This window comes from Bacillus sp. FSL R9-9492 (assembly GCF_038007365.1).
Lineage (GTDB): Bacteria > Bacillota > Bacilli > Bacillales > Bacillaceae_G > Bacillus_A > Bacillus_A mycoides.
This window is the reverse complement of the sequence record NZ_JBBOXC010000001.1, coordinates 4,081,670-4,102,094: the sequence shown is the minus strand read 5'-3', so window position 1 is coordinate 4,102,094 and position 20,425 is coordinate 4,081,670. Positions and strand designations below refer to the sequence as shown.

The 20,425-nt window shown below is 34.3% G+C and carries 22 protein-coding genes and 1 pseudogene; 16 read left to right on the top strand and 7 right to left on the bottom strand.

Features of this window, described 5'->3' with window-relative positions; genetic code table 11:
* Positions 1-41: 41 nt before the first annotated feature.
* Genes MKY70_RS20770 through MKY70_RS20755 form a run of 4 tightly spaced genes read left to right on the top strand, consistent with a single transcriptional unit; the run spans position 42 to position 2,252 of the window.
* Positions 42-374, top strand: coding sequence for a PadR family transcriptional regulator (locus tag MKY70_RS20770; RefSeq protein WP_002014879.1), 333 nt, complete (start codon positions 42-44; stop codon positions 372-374).
* The gene (locus MKY70_RS20765; RefSeq protein ID WP_341025642.1) at positions 374-1,141 is read left to right on the top strand and encodes a DUF1129 domain-containing protein; all 768 of its coding nucleotides are present in this window, start codon (positions 374-376) and stop codon (positions 1,139-1,141) included. Before MKY70_RS20770 ends, MKY70_RS20765 begins: the two co-directional genes overlap by 1 nt.
* Positions 1,142-1,154: 13 nt before the next feature.
* Complete coding sequence (locus MKY70_RS20760) at positions 1,155-1,916, top strand: DUF1129 domain-containing protein (RefSeq protein ID WP_088034412.1); 762 nt, start codon at positions 1,155-1,157, stop codon at positions 1,914-1,916.
* A gap of 51 nt (positions 1,917-1,967) precedes the next feature.
* Positions 1,968-2,252 (top strand): DNA-binding protein, encoded by a 285-nt coding sequence (locus MKY70_RS20755; RefSeq protein WP_341025641.1) that lies wholly within the window; start codon positions 1,968-1,970, stop codon positions 2,250-2,252.
* Between the two features lie 30 nt (positions 2,253-2,282).
* Here MKY70_RS20755 and MKY70_RS20750 read toward each other — a convergent pair whose 3' ends face one another.
* Positions 2,283-2,900: an ImmA/IrrE family metallo-endopeptidase gene (locus MKY70_RS20750; protein ID WP_002033939.1), complete on the bottom strand. Its 618-nt coding sequence runs from the start codon at positions 2,898-2,900 to the stop codon at positions 2,283-2,285.
* A gap of 177 nt (positions 2,901-3,077) precedes the next feature.
* Between MKY70_RS20750 and MKY70_RS20745 the strand changes: the two genes are divergently transcribed.
* The 3 genes from MKY70_RS20745 to MKY70_RS20735 all read left to right on the top strand — a co-directional run bounded on the left by MKY70_RS20745 (position 3,078) and on the right by MKY70_RS20735 (position 5,397).
* Positions 3,078-3,371 (top strand): DUF3928 family protein, encoded by a 294-nt coding sequence (locus tag MKY70_RS20745; protein ID WP_002088390.1) that lies wholly within the window; start codon positions 3,078-3,080, stop codon positions 3,369-3,371.
* A 261-nt stretch (positions 3,372-3,632) separates the two neighbouring features.
* On the top strand, positions 3,633-4,082 hold the full coding sequence (locus MKY70_RS20740) for an NUDIX hydrolase (RefSeq protein WP_012261633.1): 450 nt from the start codon (positions 3,633-3,635) through the stop codon (positions 4,080-4,082).
* 139 nt (positions 4,083-4,221) lie between these two features.
* Positions 4,222-5,397: an acetyl-CoA C-acetyltransferase gene (locus MKY70_RS20735; RefSeq protein ID WP_341025640.1), complete on the top strand. Its 1,176-nt coding sequence runs from the start codon at positions 4,222-4,224 to the stop codon at positions 5,395-5,397.
* 29 nt (positions 5,398-5,426) lie between these two features.
* On the opposite strand, the gene MKY70_RS20730 is transcribed toward MKY70_RS20735, so the two are convergent.
* Together MKY70_RS20730 and MKY70_RS20725 are read right to left on the bottom strand one after the other, a co-directional pair.
* Entirely contained in the window at positions 5,427-6,152 is a 726-nt protein-coding gene (locus MKY70_RS20730; RefSeq protein WP_002192628.1) for an AAA family ATPase, read from the bottom strand.
* A 10-nt stretch (positions 6,153-6,162) separates the two neighbouring features.
* A pseudogene (locus MKY70_RS20725) lies at positions 6,163-6,431 on the bottom strand (hypothetical protein).
* 147 nt (positions 6,432-6,578) lie between these two features.
* Between MKY70_RS20725 and MKY70_RS20720 the strand changes: the two are divergent.
* Positions 6,579-7,307 carry a DUF4184 family protein gene (locus MKY70_RS20720; RefSeq protein WP_002142995.1) on the top strand — a complete coding sequence of 243 codons (729 nt, stop codon included), beginning with the start codon at positions 6,579-6,581 and terminating at the stop codon, positions 7,305-7,307.
* Positions 7,308-7,343: 36 nt separating this feature from the next.
* Positions 7,344-8,102 carry a hypothetical protein gene (locus tag MKY70_RS20715; protein WP_033715007.1) on the top strand — a complete coding sequence of 253 codons (759 nt, stop codon included), beginning with the start codon at positions 7,344-7,346 and terminating at the stop codon, positions 8,100-8,102.
* 36 nt (positions 8,103-8,138) lie between these two features.
* Here MKY70_RS20715 and MKY70_RS20710 read toward each other — a convergent pair whose 3' ends face one another.
* A complete protein-coding gene (locus tag MKY70_RS20710; protein WP_002033805.1) occupies positions 8,139-8,570 on the bottom strand; it encodes a DUF3997 domain-containing protein in 432 nt (143 codons plus the stop codon).
* A gap of 131 nt (positions 8,571-8,701) precedes the next feature.
* Here MKY70_RS20710 and MKY70_RS20705 point away from each other — a divergent pair, with 131 nt between their 5' ends.
* The 3 genes from MKY70_RS20705 to MKY70_RS20695 all read left to right on the top strand — a co-directional run bounded on the left by MKY70_RS20705 (position 8,702) and on the right by MKY70_RS20695 (position 10,130).
* Positions 8,702-9,157 (top strand): RDD family protein, encoded by a 456-nt coding sequence (locus tag MKY70_RS20705; protein WP_002138152.1) that lies wholly within the window; start codon positions 8,702-8,704, stop codon positions 9,155-9,157.
* Between the two features lie 299 nt (positions 9,158-9,456).
* Complete coding sequence (locus tag MKY70_RS20700) at positions 9,457-9,555, top strand: hypothetical protein (RefSeq protein WP_002142992.1); 99 nt, start codon at positions 9,457-9,459, stop codon at positions 9,553-9,555.
* A gap of 65 nt (positions 9,556-9,620) precedes the next feature.
* Positions 9,621-10,130, top strand: coding sequence for an SDR family NAD(P)-dependent oxidoreductase (locus MKY70_RS20695; RefSeq protein ID WP_341025638.1), 510 nt, complete (start codon positions 9,621-9,623; stop codon positions 10,128-10,130).
* A 69-nt stretch (positions 10,131-10,199) separates the two neighbouring features.
* Here the strand turns inward: MKY70_RS20695 and MKY70_RS20690 are convergent, their stop codons facing one another.
* Positions 10,200-11,300 (bottom strand): ABC transporter ATP-binding protein, encoded by a 1,101-nt coding sequence (locus tag MKY70_RS20690; RefSeq protein WP_002066938.1) that lies wholly within the window; start codon positions 11,298-11,300, stop codon positions 10,200-10,202.
* Between the two features lie 277 nt (positions 11,301-11,577).
* Between MKY70_RS20690 and malL the strand changes: the two genes are divergently transcribed.
* On the top strand, positions 11,578-13,254 hold the full coding sequence (malL, locus tag MKY70_RS20685) for an oligo-1,6-glucosidase (RefSeq protein ID WP_087955296.1): 1,677 nt from the start codon (positions 11,578-11,580) through the stop codon (positions 13,252-13,254).
* Between the two features lie 51 nt (positions 13,255-13,305).
* Here the strand turns inward: malL and MKY70_RS20680 are convergent.
* Positions 13,306-14,501, bottom strand: a protein-coding gene (locus MKY70_RS20680; RefSeq protein ID WP_340780769.1) for an IS3 family transposase whose coding sequence is annotated in 2 segments (ribosomal slippage) — positions 13,306-14,195 and positions 14,195-14,501 — 1,197 coding nt in all. Because the reading frame shifts where the segments join, the coding sequence is not laid out codon by codon here.
* 111 nt (positions 14,502-14,612) lie between these two features.
* On the bottom strand, positions 14,613-16,373 hold the full coding sequence (locus tag MKY70_RS20675) for an alpha-glycosidase (RefSeq protein WP_341025637.1): 1,761 nt from the start codon (positions 16,371-16,373) through the stop codon (positions 14,613-14,615).
* A 323-nt stretch (positions 16,374-16,696) separates the two neighbouring features.
* On the opposite strand from MKY70_RS20675, the gene MKY70_RS20670 reads away from it, so the two are divergent.
* The 3 genes from MKY70_RS20670 to malD all read left to right on the top strand — a co-directional run bounded on the left by MKY70_RS20670 (position 16,697) and on the right by malD (position 20,178).
* Positions 16,697-17,956, top strand: a complete 1,260-nt coding sequence (locus MKY70_RS20670; RefSeq protein WP_341025636.1) for an extracellular solute-binding protein — start codon at positions 16,697-16,699, stop codon at positions 17,954-17,956.
* 77 nt (positions 17,957-18,033) lie between these two features.
* Positions 18,034-19,335: a maltosaccharide ABC transporter permease MalC gene (gene malC / locus MKY70_RS20665; RefSeq protein ID WP_088034424.1), complete on the top strand. Its 1,302-nt coding sequence runs from the start codon at positions 18,034-18,036 to the stop codon at positions 19,333-19,335.
* Entirely contained in the window at positions 19,336-20,178 is an 843-nt protein-coding gene (malD, locus tag MKY70_RS20660) for a maltosaccharide ABC transporter permease MalD (protein WP_002145966.1), read from the top strand.
* The last annotated feature ends 247 nt before the right edge of the window (positions 20,179-20,425 follow it).

The window sequence follows — 20,425 nt, the reverse complement described above, 5'->3', positions numbered from 1 at the left end:
TTATCTATCTTGTAAAACAAGATAGTGGGAGGATTTGAAATATGTCGACAAGTCAAATGCTGAAAGGGATTTTAGAAGGATGCTTACTTGCTATTATTTCTGAAGGTGAAATATACGGTTATGAAATGAGTGAAAGATTAGCGAAGTATGGTTTCACAATGGCGAGTGAGGGAAGTATTTATCCGTTATTAATACGAATGCAAAAGGAAGGATTAATAACAAGTGTAATGAAGGAATCTCCATCTGGTCCAAAGCGAAAATATTATACATTAACAGAAAAAGGCGAGGAAGCACTGGATGAATTTATGGATCGCTGGGAAGCGATGCAAAGTAGTGTAGAGCGTCTACTTGAAGGGAAGGGGAGAAAAAAATAATGTTATCAAATGAAGCGCGAAATTTTTTATTAGATATGAGATTATTTTTAACTGCAAAGAGTGTGAAAGAAAGCGATATTGAAAGCTTTTTAGAAGATGCAGAGTTGCATTTAATAGAAGGTGAGGGTGACGGAAAAAGTGTAGAAGATATTTTCGGAAGCTCACCGAAAGAATATGCAAATGAACTTGTAAAAGTAATGGAAAGGGATAGACAGGAAACGTGGAAGCAAATTGGTTTTACGGTAATGAATATCGTATCGTTTTGGATTATTGCTTCTATCTTAATAGTGAATAACGGAATTCTACAGATTTCACTTATTCAGTGTATTGGCTATAGTTTTACATTGATCGTAGCTGTAATGGGTCCTAATTTTCTACTTCGTAAAATGACCTTTGTAACAAGCTTTACAAAAACGTGGTTTTCAATGTGGTTTTTAGTCATGATAGCGCCAATGTTTTTATTAGGAGCAGTTACGATATTAGATGTGATAAATCCTACAACGATGTTTACGTTGACTCTAGTCCAAAGTTATATATTAGCTGGAGGGATCTTTATCCTCACGGTAGCTATAAATATATATTTTGAAGGATGGTTTAAAAACTTATATTTAATCATTCCGCTTTCTATTATGTTAGTGTTTAAAACATTTACATCAGAAGATCTCGTGCCAATGTTATTTCAAATTATATGTTTATACGGAAGTTTGTTTATTTTAATCTTCCTTGAAATTATGATGAAGGCGAATAGAAGAGAAACGGTTAAATAAGGGAGGGGTTCTAATGCAAGTTTCTAAAGAGGGAGAAAAGTTTTTAATTGATACGAAAGTGTATTTAATTACGAAGGGAATTAAAGAAGGAGATGTAGATGTTTTTTTAGAGGATGCAGAGCTACATTTAATAGAAGGTGAGAAAAAAGGAAAGACGGTAAGAGATATATTTGGTGATTCGCCAAAAGCGTATGCGGAAGAATTGGCAAAAGAGATGGAGAAGGATAAAAGCGGGAGTATAAAGACTATTTTAGGAATGATAATTGGGATAGGTGGATATTGGTTACTTACAAATATTTTATTTGAAAGTCCGAATCATGAATTTACATTAACGAATGTACAATTGATTGGGTATCCAATTGTTTTAATGATTACTATTGTGGGTATTATTTTTGCTTTTAAGATGTCATCATTTAAAAGCAAAATAAAAGAATTTAGCATTATTTATGTAGCAGCTTTGCTACCAATTTTATTACTAGTATTATTAATGTTTATGAATAAATGGTATGGGACACCTGTATTGCAATTAACTACTATGCAAAGTTATATACTAGCTGGAATTGTCTTATTAGTGTTGTTAATTGGTGAAGCTTTTATACTTGGATGGATTGGAATATTAGCTGTTATCGTACCGCTATTAATTATGTTTGTATTTAAAGAATTAGGGAAGCAAAACCCATATTGGGGAATACTAGAGCCTTTACTTCTGTACGGAAGTTTGTATGTATTAATGCGATGGTCTTTGAAAAATGAGGAGAAAAAAACTGTAAGCTAGCTTTATATTAATAGTGCACGAACTGAATTTTTTATTAAGGGGGGAACAAGTATGCAAAGTATATTTCTAGGTATATTGTCTATTGTATTTTTAGGTTTAACGATTTTTGGGCTATATACTACCTTTTCGAAAAAGGTACATGATGACTATTTCGATACTTTACTAGATGACACATCGGGTTATGTTTTGTTCTTCGGTTTAATAGGAAAAGGGCTGCTCTGGATATGCAAAAAAGTATTTCCAAAGAAATATTATATAGGGATTTTTAGAGGGATTACGTTTATCTTTAGTTGTATGTTTTTATTTCTAGCAGCCGGTATTTGGTTTGTTGATTAGAATATATTGTTGTAAACAGTAACAAGATCGTTACTGTTTTTTTCTTTGTAATAAGAGACTTTGTAAAGAGAGCGCTTTTTGTTCATTTGTTAATAATGAATTGATGTGAACGTTATTAGGGCTAGGGACTATAGGGTACATAAGGTTCGATGGTGAATGGTGATGTTCAGAACCGGTTGGAGAGTGGGGATCTGCGTGCGTAAGTTTTCCATGAATTCGTCTTGTAAATAAAATATGACCAATTTCGTGAGCGAGGGTGTATATATTTTTCATTGGAGCAGCTGAGTTTGTTAAAACGATGTAACCAGTAAGTTGTTGTTGTTTCGCTAGAGAGTAAGCGCAAGCGATTACTGCGGTTTCTTTGAAATAATCACTACCAATATAACAAATATAAAGGTCGCATTCAGGAGCTTCGTTAACACAAGTTTGAAAAAAAGATGATAATTTTTCCTGACTTTGAATGGAGTTTTTATAACTAATTTCCCGATTAGAAAAACGGAAAAGCTCGTTTAGTACAATTACTTCTTTAATTTTAAATGTAATGGGATGCCAAATTGATTCTGCAACTGCTAAATCTTTTGCAATACGGTCGTCAGAAATATCGGCGCCTGGAGTAATGCAAACACATATATTAACGTATGAATTCATAAGGAACACCTCAAATGAAAAAATTCTTTCTATAATATATGTGGGGGAAAGGTCCTATGTATGGATAAACGCCTTGTTTATTACACGAATATATAGACTATAAGTCGAAAAAATTTCATAGTTCTATAACGTAGTATGGTCATCTTTTTGATATAGTAAAGAAAAGGGGGAGAATATATGTATACATTAAAAATCGTTTCAGACAGAGAAGCTCTGTATCAATTTGCGAGCTATGTAAGAGTTGTGCAAGGGGTTGAAGATGTATATGTAGAGGTGGGAGAACCTTTATATGAACATCCATTAATGAAGTTTTATGTACATATTACAATTGAAGAAACATATGATCAGCATAAAGCATTGCAAGAAATAGCTAGATTAGTAGAATTAGGACGTTTTACATATGTCCATTATCATAATGAGGAAATTGAAGAAGCTTTTGAAGTTGTAAAATACGAAAGCTTTAAGAAATAAAGTGAAACTTTAATCAGTGGGGGTTTTGTTCATCGCCCACTGATTATCAGCCCTCACCAATCGGGCTTTTATGGGCAGCCCGATCCCCACCTAACTTCTTTACTTTCGCTGAATTTTGAGGTAGGGGTCTTACCGCCCGCAAATAGCAGGATAACGGTAAAAAAAGGAAGTGGAAGCTTCCTTTTTTATTGAAAATTACAGCAACAAAAGAAAGAGAATTTTGTTATGATAAGGAAGGGTGAGGAAAGGGGAGTTTACATATTGGGGTATATTGAAGAGTTACGCAAAGTAGTTGGTACGAGACCACTTATTTTAGTAGGATCAGCAATTATTATATTAAATGATAATCAAGAAGTATTGCTTCAATATCGTTCAGATACATATGATTGGGGCGTACCTGGTGGGGCAATGGAACTGGGAGAAACGACAGAAGAAACTGCTCGTAGAGAATTATTCGAGGAGACGGGACTAAACGCGAAAATTATGCAATTTCTTGGCGTTCTTTCAGGAAAGGAAGTTTATTTCCGTTATCCAAATGGAGATGAAATTTTTAATGTGATTCATCTGTATCAGGCACATCATGTAAGCGGAGAATTAAAGCTCGATCATGAAGGGTTAGAACTTCAATATTTTCCAGTAGATAAGTTACCAAAATTGAATGAAACGACAGAGAAGATATTACAAAAATTCTTATATGCATTGACAGAATAGAAGGTTAATTCCTTCTATTCTTATTATATTAAATATTTTGATTTTTTGGTATGTTTATAGTATGATAATTTTAGACATACAACTTATGGAATTTCACCTAAAAACTTACTAGGGTACATAAGAGAGGGGCAAGTACAAAATGCATAATGTTGTCATTACAGCTGCAGTTCGTTCACCAATTGGAACTTTCGGAGGAGCACTAAAAAATATAACACCAGTAGAATTAGCTGTTCCTGTACTTCAGGAAGCTGTAAAAAGAGGCGGAGTAGAGCCACATGAAGTTGATGAAGTAATTTTAGGTCATTGTATTCAAAGAACTGATGAAGCAAATACGGCAAGAACAGCTGCATTAGCGGCAGGATTTCCTGACACAGTTACTGGTTATACAATTCAACGTCAATGTTCTTCAGGTATGCAAGCAATTATGTCTGCTGCAATGCAAATCCAATTAGGTGTAAGTGATATTGTTGTTGCAGGTGGAGTAGAAGCAATGAGCTCGAGCCCTTATGCATTGAAACAACACCGCTGGGGACAACGTCTACAGCACGGAGAAATTCGTGATACGGTGTGGGAAGTTTTAGAAGATCCGATTCACCATATTATGATGGGTGAAACAGCGGAAAATTTAGTTGAACAATATGAAATTACAAGAGAGGAACAAGATGAAGTTGCGCTTCGTAGTCATACATTAGCGTTGCAAGCGATGGAGTCTGGATACTTTGACGATCAAATTGTTCCTATTACAATAAAAGAACGTAGAAAAGAAGTTGTATTTGCGAAGGATGAACATCCACGTACAGATATTACAGCGGAAAAATTAGCAGGATTAAAACCAGCTTTCCGTAAAGACGGATCAGTAACTGCAGGTAATTCATCTGGTCTTAATGACGGAAGTGCAGTTCTAGTATTAATGAGCGAAGAAAAAGCAAAAGAAAAAGGCTTACAACCGTTAGCTCGAATTGTTGGATACTCAGTAGCGGGTGTAGATCCGAAAATTATGGGTATTGGACCAGCACCAGCAATTCGTAAAGGATTAGAAAAAGTAGATTGGTCATTAGAAGATGCGGATTTACTTGAAATTAATGAAGCTTTCGCTGCACAATATTTAGCTGTAGAGAAAGAGTTAGGGTTAGACCGTGAGAAAGTGAATGTAAACGGTAGTGGTGTAGGACTTGGACATCCAATTGGTTGTACAGGAGCTCGTATTACGGTAAGTTTAATTCACGAATTAAAAAGACGTGGATTAGAGAAAGGTATTGCCTCTCTATGCGTTGGAGGCGGTATTGGAGTAGCTTTATTTATAGAAGCATTATAAAAAAGAGGCAGCGATTGCTGCCTCTTTTTTTATGACTCAAATAAGTGATGAAATAATCGATCGCGATTTTCAAAGAAAAGTTTCGTCGTTTGGTAATGCTCCGTTTCTTCTAATGTCGATTCGTGAATTCCTTCTTGAGTTAAAGAGTATATAGTAGATTCAGGATAAGCCATTAAAATGGGAGAATGCGTTGCGATAACAAATTGTGAACCTTGTTCAGCTAGTTCGTGCATGCGAATGAGCATTGAAAGTTGTCTCATTGGGGATAAAGCTGCCTCAGGCTCATCTAAAATGTATAAACCTTGTCCTGAAAAACGATTCATAAATAATGAGAAGAAGGATTCGCCGTGTGATTGTTCGTGAAGTGAAACGCCGCCATAAGATTTTATAGCATCTATTTCATCGATATAAGAAGCAACGTTATAAAATGATTCAGCGCGAAGAAAGAAACCGTCTTTTGGTGTATTGAAACTTTTTGAAATTCGAATGTATTCATGTAAAGATGAATGTGAATCGTACGTGTTAAAACGGAAGTTCTTCGTTCCACCTTCTGCATTAAAACCTAAAGCAACTGCAATCGCTTCGAGTAATGTTGATTTACCCGTTCCGTTTTCTCCAATAATGAATGTTACATTCGGATGGAAAAGGAGTGATTGTAATGTTCGTATAGCCGGTAAGCAGTATGGATATGCGGAAAAGCTAGGGATATTTTCTTTTTTTAATGTGACACTTTTTAAAAAGGGTACGTCAATCAATATATAAACCTCAATTCATAACGGATTTTGATTCTAAAAAAGCAGCAAATACAAGTGTAATACAACTTGCTAGTAATATTGTATATTGAAGTGCGCCAAAACCGAGCCCTTCCCAGCCGAAAGTCATTCTCTTCCATATGAAAATGAAAAGAACGCTCATAAAGCCAAAGAGAGCAGGCATATATTTTATAATTTTCAAGTGCTTCCATAGAAAGAAGCCAATGTATGTACTTAAAAAAAGGTAGACAGAACAAGAAAAAATACAAGTGTTAACGACACGTGAACTCCTCCTATTTTCTGAATATTTTATGTGGATTATAACACGTAAACTATCATATTCCAATGTGAAAATAAACATTGCATCAAGATTAATTCTCTCGTTATGATAGATGATATTCTATTAGAAATATGAAGAGGAGTATTAATATGCCGTTTACATTTGCACATCCAGCAGCTGTTCTCCCTTTTGCTAAGAAACATTCTAGTTATATTTCGGTGACGGCTCTTATATTAGGTAGTATGGCACCTGATTTTGAATATTTTTTATATTTTAGGCCATACGGTATTATTGGCCATACATGGGCTGGTTTCTTCTATTTGAATTTACCACTCGTTTTTTTATTAGCATATGCATATCATCGTATTTTAAAAGGACCGTTTATAACACATTTACCTAAGCCTTTTGCTAGTTACTATAAATATGTAGTAGATGCGAAGTGGGGGCTATATACTTGGAAGGACTTTTTTGTATTTTGCTATTCTGCTTTATTCGGTATGGTGACGCATGTCGTTTGGGATGCTTTTACTCATAAGACAGGCTATTTTGTTGTGAAAATACCGCTGTTACAGCAAGAAGTATATAGTATTCCAATTTATAAATTTTTACAGCATGGGAGTACGTGTTTTGGTCTACTATTACTAATATATGTGCTATGGAAATATAGAAGGGAAACTGATCAAGATACTAGTTTAACTTCGGAAAAAAAGAAATATTGGGCTTCATCTATCGTTGTGGCGGCCATTATATTTATCGTGCACGCGTTATTAGACCCCTATTTTCATATTTTCCAAATAGGAGGTATAATAGTATCTGGACTGACAAGTTCGTTTTGTGGACTTCTTATTGTTTCTATAGTTTACAAATCAAGGGACTAATATATTTTAATGAATGATAGTGTTAGGAGAAATTAAATCATGAAAGCATGGAAAAGTATTTTTGTTTTATGTAGTTTTCTTCTTATGTTAAGTGGTTGCTTCCATCAAGAAGAAAAGAAGGCAGAACCTAAAAAGAAAGAATCTATTCCAGAAACAAAAGAGTATGGTGGGCGTGAGCTTAAAAAAGTAGGACAAAAAGTGAAAGAAAAAGGGTGGGGGACATTTGAATTAGAACAGATGCATTCTGTGAATCAGACATTTGAAGTAGCCCCAATGAAAATTCACGTACAAGACGTTAAAGTTATCTCATTATCACAAATGAGCAAAGATGCAAAAAATACATTGAAAGTGTATACTGCATTAACTCCTGAAGAAGTAAAGCGTAGATTGGGAGATAAAGTGAGTCAAGAAGACGCTGAATTATATGCATCGTTAAGTGGAACAGAGATTAGCGATACGATTCGGTATGTTGAAATTACATATAAGGTAGAGAATAGTGGAAATAAGAACATGCAATTCTTCTCTATGAATGATGTTATTATTAATGACAAACAGCATTTTAATGTAGCGACTCAAAACTTTTTATATGAAGAAGACACACTTGTAGGCACAAAGAGTGTATCAAGGGAAGATTATAAACCTGGTGAGACACGAGAAGGAATTATCGGTTTAATACTCGATGATGGAAAAGAGAAGGTAAAGGATATTAAGTTTACAACAGATGATTTAGCAGTGGGAGATACTCATGAAGCTGTTAAAGAGCCACAAACTTTCAATATCTCATTTTCTAAGTAAGGTGTGTATTTAAACGAAAACAGTCAGCATAAAAAGTTATGCTGACTGTTTTTTTAGTTCTTTCACATATGAATCTACACTTTGAAAAGGTACTGTAATTTTAAAAGCATCTTTTTGCTCGTTAAATTGTTTTTCATTATAAGGACCGAATCGTTTATTATGCTTTACATCGATAATCCAATAATGTTCACTTTTTTTATTTGTAATTGCTGCGTCAGGATTATTTGGATCTGATTTTTCCTCAATTTGTTTTGTGATAATGTATTTATCGTCCCAAGCAATTTCTGTAATCTTTGCAGGGATGTATTGTGTAGCATATACAGCATCCTGAGAGGGGAAAAGTTCAAATGCATCTCCAGAAGTATGGATGAGTTCATATTCATCGTTAATTGTATAAGTTAAATGGTTTGTATTGCCTGTACAACCTGTTAATAAGAGTGCGGCAAATAGGATTATCCATCTTTTCAATATGGGAACCTCCTTTATAATGCTGTTGTAACACATTGTACAAGAAAAGTAAGCGAAACGCCAGTTTACAATGTTTTTTAGAAGTGGTACGATGAGACGGGTAAAGAAGGATATGAAGGAGTCGACACAAAATGAAGTTAAAGATGCATCGTCCAGCGCTTGTAATGAATCGCATAGGTGCTTCCCTTATTGACATGTTTTTAATCTCGGTTACGTACGGTGCAGTAGTAGCTATTATTACCGGAAACTATAGTGCTATTTTTAATCGTTTTAATATAAGTTTAGGTGACTATAGATATGACCTTACACTTGTTTTCGTATTAATGGCTATAAATTTTATTCTGTTACCTTTTCTTTGGAACGGTTCTACACTTGGTAAAAAGGTAACAAGAACAAAAATAATCTCGTTAACAAGTGAAAAACTAACGTTACAAACATTAATAATACGATTTTTGGTATTATTATTACCAAGCATATTATTACTTGGAGTTCCATTAATATGCAATGTATATATGATGTTATTCCGCAAAGATAATTGTGGCTTCCATGATTTAATTGCAAAGACGAAAGTGATGAGTCTTGTATAATTAATATTTAGATTATACGTGCTACTAATGAAATAAGACTTTTTATCGTTTGTATATAAAAAGTCTTATTTTTAATTTCGTGAAAAATTTCATCATTCTCTTATTTTTTCATAAAATTAGATAAATGGAATTGATATAGGGTGGATATCTCCTATATAGTACCTTCCATATTACGGAAGGATGTTTAAAGAAGCTGTAGCTAATTCAAACATCCTATTTTCGTTTTGAATAGATTGAAAATTAAGAGAATGATATAATGGATATAAATAATATCGTTATATAACAAAGGGGGATTTGGAATGACTGGAGGTAGCTTAATATTTTGGGGAATTCTTATTTTTATTGGTTTAACCTTCGATCAATATAATAGTAAGAAAAAAAAAGAAACAGAAAAGTAATCGCTTACAAGTTGTGGAGTAAACTTTTCCTGCTTGCGGACTAATCTAATAAAGGAGTATACTGAATGACGGTAAGACATATAGAAGGGGTAATGAAAATGAAGCTTGCAGGAAAAGTTGCCATTGTAACTGGTGGTGGCATCGGTATTGGACGTAGTACAGCTCTTTTGTTGGCTAAGCAAGGCGCAAAAGTAATTGTGACGGACATTGATCAAGAAAGTGGACAAGCAACAGCCGAGGAAATTACGGATTTAGGCGGAGAAGCACTTTTTGTATCCTACGATATGGGGAAACAAGGAGATTGGCAACGTGTTATTAGTTTTGCTATGGAGGCATACAGTCGTATTGATATGCTTTTTCAAAATGCTGGTCTATATAAAATAGATTCTATTTTTTCTCGCCAACAAGAGAACGATTCCAATGCACTTTGTATTAATGACGTTTGGATAGAGATAAAACAATTAACGTCATCTTTTATGAAACAGCAAGAAGAAGTGGTGCTTAGTGATTTACCTGTTTTTGGTATTATTAGCACGAGAGGACAATCATTTCATACAATAGAAGCCCTAGTATAATAATGGAAAACCGCCCCCAGTATATATGTGGACGGTTTTTTTGTATGTTCTATTATAGAACTTTATTTTTTAACGAATACGTTGTTCGGTTTGGCTATCAAAGAAATGTGCTTTATTCATATCAAAAGCAAGTTTAATTTGGTCACCAGGTGAAAAAGTATGTCTTGCATCAACACGTGCTGCAAAATCTTGATTTCCAAGTTTCATATATAAAATGGATTCAGCCCCTAACAACTCTGCAACTTCAATTTTCGTTGTGAAAGTAGTAGCTTGTGAAGCTTCTAAAAATAATAGTTCATCATGAATATCTTCTGGACGAATACCTAAAACAATTTCTTTATTTACATAGCCTTGTTCGCGTAATAACTTCATTTTTCCTTCAGATACTTTAAACTTTAGTGAACTGTCTATAACGAAATCGGTTTCAGTTAATTTTCCACGGAAGAAATTCATTGCGGGTGAACCGATAAAACCACCAACGAAAATATTTTCAGGTGTTTCATATACTTCTTTTGGAGTTCCAATTTGTTGGATTTTGCCGTCTTTCATAACAACAAGGCGTGAAGCCATTGTCATTGCCTCAGTTTGATCATGTGTTACATAAATTGTCGTTGTGCCAAGGCGGTGGTGTAATTTAGAAATTTCTGATCGCATTGCAACACGTAGTTTAGCGTCTAAGTTTGATAATGGTTCATCCATTAAGAAGACTTTTGCGTCTCGAACAATTGCTCTACCTAATGCAACACGTTGACGTTGTCCACCTGATAAAGCTTTCGGTTTTCTATCTAAATATTGTTCAAGTCCTAAAATTTGAGCTGCATGTTTCACTCGACGGTCGATTTCATCTTTCGGTATTTTTCGAAGTTTTAATCCAAATGCCATATTATCATACACACTCATATGTGGATAAAGAGCGTAGTTTTGGAAGACCATTGCGATATCTCGATCTTTTGGAGGAACATCGTTCATTAGCTTACCATCAATTGAAAATTCTCCTTTTGAAATATCTTCAAGTCCAGCTACCATTCGTAGTGTTGTAGATTTTCCGCATCCAGAAGGACCAACGAATACGATAAATTCTTTATCTTGAATGTGTAAGTTAAAATCTGTTACGGCTGTTACATTATTATCATATATTTTATAAATATTTTCTAATTTAAGTTCTGCCATGATATTTCCCCCTAGAAAGTTTATGCAAACGTTTTCTTTGAATTTATTATAAACGAATAGATTCAAAAAAGAAATAAAAACACTATAAAAAAATAAAACGTTTTCATTATTCCTATGAATATATAATAAGTTTCACATGTTTTATTAGAAAAAGAAAATAAATATTGTAAGCGCTATTTTAAATTTGGATAGAATCTGTTATCATTCAGTAATGAAAACGTTTGCGCCTTAAAAAAAGAAAAAAGAATCAATAGTATAGATGAAATGGGGTAGCATAATGGGAAAACAATGGTGGAAAGAAAGTGTAGTATATCAAATTTATCCTCGTAGTTTTATGGATAGTAATGGTGATGGTATAGGTGACCTTCGTGGTATTCTTGCGAAGCTAGACTACTTAAAAGAATTAGGTATTGATGTAATTTGGTTATCACCAGTCTATGAATCTCCAAACGATGATAATGGTTACGATATAAGTGATTATTGTAAAATTATGAACGAGTTCGGAACAATGGAAGATTGGGATGAACTATTACATGAAATGCATAAACGTAATATGAAACTTATGATGGACTTAGTTGTTAATCATACTTCAGATGAACATAATTGGTTTATTGAATCATGTAAATCGAAAGATAATAAATATAGAGACTATTATATATGGCGCCCTGGAAAAGAAGGGAAAGAGCCGAATAACTGGGGAGCAGCATTTAGTGGATCTGCATGGCAATATGATGAGATGACAGATGAATATTATTTACATCTGTTTTCTAAAAAACAGCCAGATTTAAACTGGGATAATGAAAAGGTAAGACAAGATGTTTATGACATGATGAAGTTTTGGTTAGAAAAAGGAATTGATGGGTTCCGTATGGATGTTATTAATTTTATTTCTAAAGAAGATGGCTTACCAGCTGTTGAAACGGATGAAGAAGGATATGTTTCAGGGCATAAACATTTTATGAACGGTCCGAATATTCATAAGTATTTGCATGAAATGAATGAAGACGTATTGTCTCAGTATGACATTATGACGGTTGGGGAAATGCCTGGTGTAACGACAGAAGAGGCTAAATTGTATACAGGGGAAGCTAGAAAAGAACTACAAATGGTATTCCAATTTGAACATATGGATTTAGATTCCGGAGAAGGTGGGAAATGGGATGTAAAACCATGCTCACTTCTTACTTTGAAACAAAATTTAACAAAGTGGCAAAAAGCATTAGAACAAACAGGATGGAATAGCCTTTATTGGAATAACCATGACCAGCCTCGCGTTGTATCTCGTTTTGGTAATGATGGAGCTTATCATACTGAATCAGCGAAAATGTTAGCGACAGTACTTCATATGATGAAAGGGACACCATATATTTATCAAGGAGAAGAAATCGGAATGACAAATGTTCGATTTGAATCAATTGATGAATACCGAGATATTGAAACACTAAATATGTATAAAGAGAAAGTTATAGAGCGCGGCGAAGATATAGATAAAGTGATGCAGTCTATATATATAAAGGGCCGAGATAATGCTAGAACTCCGATGCAGTGGGATGATAGAGAACATGCTGGATTCACAACGGGTGAGCCTTGGATTGCGGTAAATCCTAACTACAAAGAGATTAATGTGAAACAGGCAATCCAAGATGAAGAATCAATTTTTTATTACTATAAAAAATTGATTGAATTACGTAAAAACAATGAAATAGTTGTGTATGGAACATATGATTTAATATTAGAAAATAACCCTTCTATTTTTGCTTATGTAAGAACATATGGAGAAGAAAAGCTTCTGGTGATTGCAAACTTTACTGCAGATGAATGTGTATTTGAATTGCCTGAGGACATTATTTATAGTGAAGCAGAGTTATTAATACACAATTATGATGTAGAAAATGTATTGATAGAAAACATTACATTACGACCATATGAAGCAATGGTATTTAAATTGAAATAAGAAAAGCCTTATGCTGGTCTTATCCCTGTCAAGTAGACAGTATTAAAAAGACTAAGCAGCCATCGAGATTCGATATTCTATCGGAGCTCGATGGTTGAGTCGTTTTTGGAACCGTTTATAGTTATAAAAGTAAATATATTCTTCAATTGCTTGTATTAAATCTTCTTCTGTTTTAAAATGATTCAAATACAACATCTCCGATTTAAAATGGGAGAAAAATGACTCGATACAGGCATTATCATGGCAGTTTCCTTTGCGAGAGTGGCTGCCAATGATACCTAAATCTAAAAGTCGTTTGTTGTAGGCATGAGATGTGTACTGGAATCCCTGATCTGAATGGAGAATGGTTCCACGCACATCTCTTTTTTGTGCCAACATTTCAATTGTATCTAATACAAGTTCATTATCATTACGCTTGGAAATTTTCCAAGAAACAACTTCGTTATTATAAATATCTTGTACGACAGAAAGATAGCGGAATCCCTCTTGAAATCGTAGGTAGGTAATGTCTGTAACAAGCGCTTCATTTTGTTGGCGATCTTTGAATTCACGGTTTAAAACATTTGGAAAAGTATTGGAGTAATTCCCTTTAAAGAAGCGACGCTTCTTCCGAATAATAGACTGAATGTTAAGCTCGCTCATTAAGCGATATACCTTTTTGTGATTTATAAAATAACCCTCCTCTTGTAAGGCGATTTTCATACGTGGATAACCATATTCTTTGTGCTTTACGTGAATAGATTGAATTACCTTTTTTAATTGTTTATCGGATTCTAGTCGCATGTTTTTCATACTTTTTGTATGAATCCACTTATAGTAACTTGAGCGATGTACATTCGCAAAATTAGTAAGCCATATAACGGGATATTTTCTCTTTAGTGATTCAATGATATGATATCTTTCTTTATATTTTAGTACGCCCCCATTTACAGATTTGGATACTGCTTTTTTAAATATTCAACCTGAGCCTTATAGTAGTCACGTTCCTCTTCAACGGTGTTAAAATGAACGCGTTTTCCTTTTAAAGGATTTGGTATACCTTTCATTCCACTATTTTTCCCACGAGTATCTGTAATTTCACCACATTCTTTATATTTTTTCACCCAATTTTTAAGTTGTGTAGAGCTTTTAATCTGATATTTCTCCGTTATCATATCGTAGCTTCCTTCTCCGTTTAAATAACTTTGAACAGCTGATAACTTTACTTCTTCTGAGTATGTATGAAATGTTGTGCCTTTTTTTGCCATGAAAAATCCCCTCCAAGTAATAGTGTAACATCCATGTGTTTACATGGTCTTTTTCACACTGTCTACCTAAAGGGGATAATATCATGCCACCCTGGCATAAGGCTTTTACTATTACCATTTTAAAATAGAGAATCCATACGGTGGAAGTGTAACTTGTAATACACTTGCTTCCGCTGAAAATTCTTCGTTTGTATAAATGTTAATTATTTTCTTCCTGGTAATATGAAGAGGGAGTGAAGTTGTAACTTCACTGTTAGTAGGATTTAAAACGAAAAAGATAGTTTCATCCTCATATGTTTTCGTATAAGAAATATAATTATGTTCATCATTTGCCTCAATGAATTGAAAAGTACCATTTCCTCCAAATGCTTTATGTTGTTTCCGTAATGAAATTAATGTTTGTATATGTGTAAATAAAAGAGTATCTTGTTCTTTTTCATCCCATATCATACATTTGCGGCAGTCAGGGTCCATTCCACCATCCATACCGATTTCATCGCCGTAATAAATACAAGGAGAACCGATGAAAGAAAGGTGAAATACATAGAGTAACTTTAACTTATTTTTATCCCCGTTACATGTTGCTAAAATTCTAGGTGTGTCATGACTGTCTAATAAATGAAATGCCGCTTCATTTACATTCATAGAGTAGGAATGTAGAGAATCGGTAATTTGTTTCATAAATTCACTTGCATGAATGGATTCGTTAGCAAAGTAAGAAAGTAGAGCGTTTGTAACAGGATAGCTCATTACAGCATCAAATTGGTCACCTTGTAGCCATGGGAGTGCATCGTGCCAAATTTCACCTAAAATATATACTTCAGGATTTAATGCTTTTATTTCACTTCGGAATTCTCTCCAAAAACTGTGATCGACTTCATTTGCTACATCAAGGCGCCAACCGTCTATATTGAATTCTCTTACCCAATAACGCCCTACTTCAAGTAAATATTCTTTTACATCTGGGTGTGCTGTATTTAATTTAGGCATATACGGTGTAAATGCGAAAGTATCATAATTAGGAAGTGGCTCGGTTATAATTGGAAATTCATGAATATGGAACCAATCTTTATAGGCGGAATTTTCACCTTGTTCCAGCACGTCTTGAAATTTATCAAAGAAGTACCCGCTATGATTAAAAACAGCGTCGAGCATTACTTTTATACCATGTTTATGACACGCCTGAACGAGTTCTTTGAAAGTTTCTTTCGTCCCAAATTGTGGATCGATTTCCATGTAATCAATTGTGTCATATTTATGATTCGAATGAGCTTTGAAAATAGGAGTGAAATATATTCCGGAAATTCCAAGCTTCACAAGGTAATCAAGGTTTTGAATAATACCAGCAAAATCTCCGCCGAAAAAATTAGTCGGAGTTGGTTCAGTACTTCCCCAAGGAAGGGTGTTTTCTGGATTCAGTGTGCAATCCCCATTAGCGAATCGTTCTGGGAAAATTTGATACCAAACTGTGTCTTTAACCCAGGACGGTGCTTTGAATACATCGTTTGCATGAATAAATGGAAAACAGAAAAAGTTACCAACATCATCATTTGGAATGTTAGAAAAAAATCCTCGTTCTGTATAAATAAGAGATTCTGCATCATTTATTAATTCAAATCCATAACGTAAGCGTTTAAATTGTGGTTCGATGGAAATTGACCAATAATCAAATAACTCAGTAGAACCAGTTTTTTTCATCGGTGTACTCGCTGTAATCCATTTCCCATCTTGCCATTCATAAGGATCACCGTAGATGAGAGCAGCGGAGTGAATATCGTCTCTTTTTGTACGCATCCGGATGTGAATCGTTTTTTCGTCGTAAGCGTATGCATAATTATCTTTCGGCCTATGATAGATCGCTTCTTTAAACATATAGAAAATCCCCCTTTAATATCTCTATACATATCGTTCCCTTAAACGTAATAATAAAGATTATGTTGCAAACGATTGCTTTCCCATAACTTTAATGTTGCTTATAAGAGTAGTATTCATTTTATATAAAGTCAATGGATAAAGAGTATAACGGCAATATTTAAAAAATTAATATTTGCAAAATAAATAAAAGGATGTATAATGATAGACAAATAGCGCAAACGTTTTCATAGATTATGATATTGTTTGCGCTTTTATTAAACTATCGAATGCAAACGTTTTCAATTAAAGAGGTACATAGACAATTTAGGGAGGTTTTTGGGATGAAGAAAGCATTATCACTATTAACGATTTCAGCATTGTCAATCGGTATGTTATCTGCATGTGGACCGAAAGATTCAGGGAAAAAAGAAGCAAGTAAAGAGAAGAAAGATTATGATCTTCTCGTTTGGGAAGATGAGAAAAAAGGTGTGGGTCTAGAGCCGGCAGTGAAAAGTTTTGAAAAGAAATATAATGTGAAAGTAAAAGTTGAAGAGGTTCAGATGACGAAACAAATAGAAAAACTTCGTCTCGACGGTCCAGCTGGCACAGGGCCAGATGTTGTAACATTGCCACATGATCATATTGGTAATGCGGTAACAGAAGGGCTACTTTCAGAGGTGAAAGTGGATGATACGGTAAAAAATAAATTTACAGATTTATCAATAAAGGCACAAACATACGACGGAAAACTATACGGTTTACCAAAAGCAATTGAAACACCAATCTTTATTTATAATAAAAAATTAATGTCAAAAGCACCAGAAACGATGGATGAGCTGTATAACTTCTCAAAAGACTTTACGAAAGATGACAAGTACGGATTTTTAACATTAGGAGATAACTTCTATTTTGCTAACGCATTTATGGAGGGTATGGGCGGTTATGTATTTGGTGAAAAAGATGGAAAACTGACTCCGACAGATATTGGATTAAATAATAGTGGTGCAGTACAAGGTGCTGAATATATTCAAAAATGGTATAAAGAAAAATTATTACCAAAAGGAATTATTGGTGAATCTGGCGGTTCAGCTGCAGATGGATTATTTAATGAAGGAAAAGCAGCATCTATTATGAATGGTCCATGGGCATTCCAAGCGATGGAAAAGGCTGGAATTGATTATGGTGTTGCTCCAATGCCGAAATTACCAAATGGTCAACCGATGAAAACGTTCGTTGGGGTAAAAGGATGGCATGTAACAAGTTTCTCTAAACAAAATGATTTAGCTGCAAAATTCACTGAGTGGGTAACAAATGAAGAAAACGCAAAAATTCGATTTGAGAAAACAAAAGAAATTCCTCCAGTAAAATCAGTGATGGAAGATCCAATTATTAAAGATAATGAGGCTGCAAAAGCAGTTGCAACTCAATCAGAAAATGGAATTCCAATGCCGAATATTCCAGAAATGCAAGAAGTTTGGAAACCAGCTGGAGATGCGCTTCAATTAGTTGTATCAAATAAACAAGAGCCAAAAGCAGCACTTGATAATGCAGTGAAACAAATTAAAGGTAATATTGAGGCAAACCACAGCAATAAAAAATAAGGTGAAATTCGTGCCTCTAAATATGAGAGGCACGAATTCTCTCCCTTCCAAGTAGGAAGAAAAAAGGGGGAAGGAACATGCAAACATCTATGGAACCAGCGAAAGAGTTAAACGGTTCAAAGCATAGGAAAATGGCGACCATGTTATCAATCATTCCAGGTATTGGTCAACTATATAATAAACAATATGTTAAAGGTCTTATTTTTCTAGTATTAACAGGTTCATTTATTGTAGCATTTGCTGATTTGTTAAATATAGGATTATGGGGAATTGTAACGCTTGGTACAGAAGTTCCACGTGACCATTCGGTCTTTCTATTAGTAGAAGGGATTTTGGCACTTATCGTCATAGTATTCGGACTCGGAATATATGGATTTAACTTGTATGATGCATACCAAAATGGGAAGAAACGTGATATAGGAACACCATTAAACTCAGTAAAAGAGCAGTACCGTAACTTATTAGATCAAGGTTTTCCATATTTAATGGTTTCACCAGGATTTCTATTACTAATCTTTGTAGTTGTATTTCCAATCATTTTTGTAATCTTAATTGGATTTACGAATTATGATTTATATCACTCTCCTCCAGCTAAATTAGTAGATTGGGTGGGCTTTAAAAACTTTATTGATATTTTCACATTACCAATGTGGAGAGATACATTTTTAAGTGTATTTTCTTGGACTGTCATTTGGACGTTTGTTGCAACAACATTACAAGTTGCACTTGGTATTTTTTTAGCGATTATCGTAAATCAGCCTGGTATTAAAGGTAAGGCAATTATTCGAACAATCTTTATTTTACCGTGGGCTGTTCCAGCATTCGTATCTATTCTTGTATTTGCTGGTATGTTTAATGAAACATTTGGAGCAATTAATAACCAAGTATTAGCTTTATTCGGGATTGAAAAGATTGCTTGGATGACAGACCCGTTTTGGGCGAAGATTGCTTTAATTATGATTCAAACGTGGCTTGGTTTCCCGTTCGTCTTTGCAATGACAACAGGTATATTGCAATCGATTCCAGGAGAATTATATGAAGCGGCTACAGTAGATGGAGCAACAGCTTGGCAACAGTTCCGCAAAATTACATTGCCACTTGTTTTATACGCAACAGCGCCAATATTAATTACGCAATATACGTTTAACTTTAATAATTTTAGTATTATTTATCTATTTAATAGCGGGGGACCTGCTGTGTCTGGACAAAATGCAGGTGGAACGGATATTTTAATTTCATGGATCTATAAGTTAACGATGACTTCGGCTCAGTACGGAAAAGCAGCAGCTCTTACAATGATTTTATCGTTAATTGTTATTACAGTTGCGTTATGGCAATTTAAGAGAACAAAATCATTCCAAGAAGAGGATATGATGTAAATGAATATTAAACGACAAAAGATGTTACGTCTTTCATTAAGTTATTTAGTTATCTTCATAATGTGTGCGATTATTTTCTATCCATTACTATGGATAATTGGCTCATCGTTTAATCCAGGGGATAGTTTATCTGGGTCAAGTATTATTCCGGAAAATGCCACGTTAGATCATTATCGCAAGCTGCTTGATCTCGATTCAAGTAATTACTTACTTTGGTATAAAAATACTTTGAAAGTTAGCGTAATGACGATGATTTTCTCTGTACTAGCCATTAGTTTTACTGCCTATGCATTTTCGAGATATCGTTTTGTTGGAAGAAAGAATGGTTTATTAACATTTTTAATTCTGCAAATGATCCCGAATTTTGCAGCGTTAATCGCACTATATATATTAGCTCAGTTAACAGGATTACTTGATACACATCTTGCATTAATTTTAATTTATGTGGGCGGGGCAATTCCGATGAATACATGGCTAATGAAAGGGTATTTTGATACGATTCCAAAAGAACTGGATGAATCAGCTCGAATGGATGGAGCAGGACATTTCCGTATCTTCTGGCAAATCATTATGCCGCTTGCAAAACCAATCGTAGCGGTTGTAGCGCTATTCACTTTCATCGGTCCATTTACAGATTTCATTTTAGCGAGTATTATTTTGCGCACACCGGAAAATTATACTTTAGCAGTTGGACTATATGAAATGGTAGCGAAAAAATTTGGTAATGAATTTACGACATTTGCAGCTGGTTCAGTATTAATTGCAATTCCGATTTCTATTTTATTCTTATCGCTGCAAAAATATTTTGTTTCCGGTTTAACAGCTGGAGGTACGAAAGGATAAAAATGGGACATTACGTCCCATTTCTCTTTTCATCTCCCTATAAAAAATTTGTAGGGAGATGAAAAGAGATTTGACATCATATGTGAAAAGAAGTGAAATAAATAGTATATTATAGTATAGGAAAAAATAGCTATATCCCTTACAATACATGAAGAGGGAGAATAGGATTAGTTTTGCAAGATATAAGAAATGAATGTTTATGACTTGCAATGAGTGCGAGATAAAATATATGAAAAATGGCAGAGAA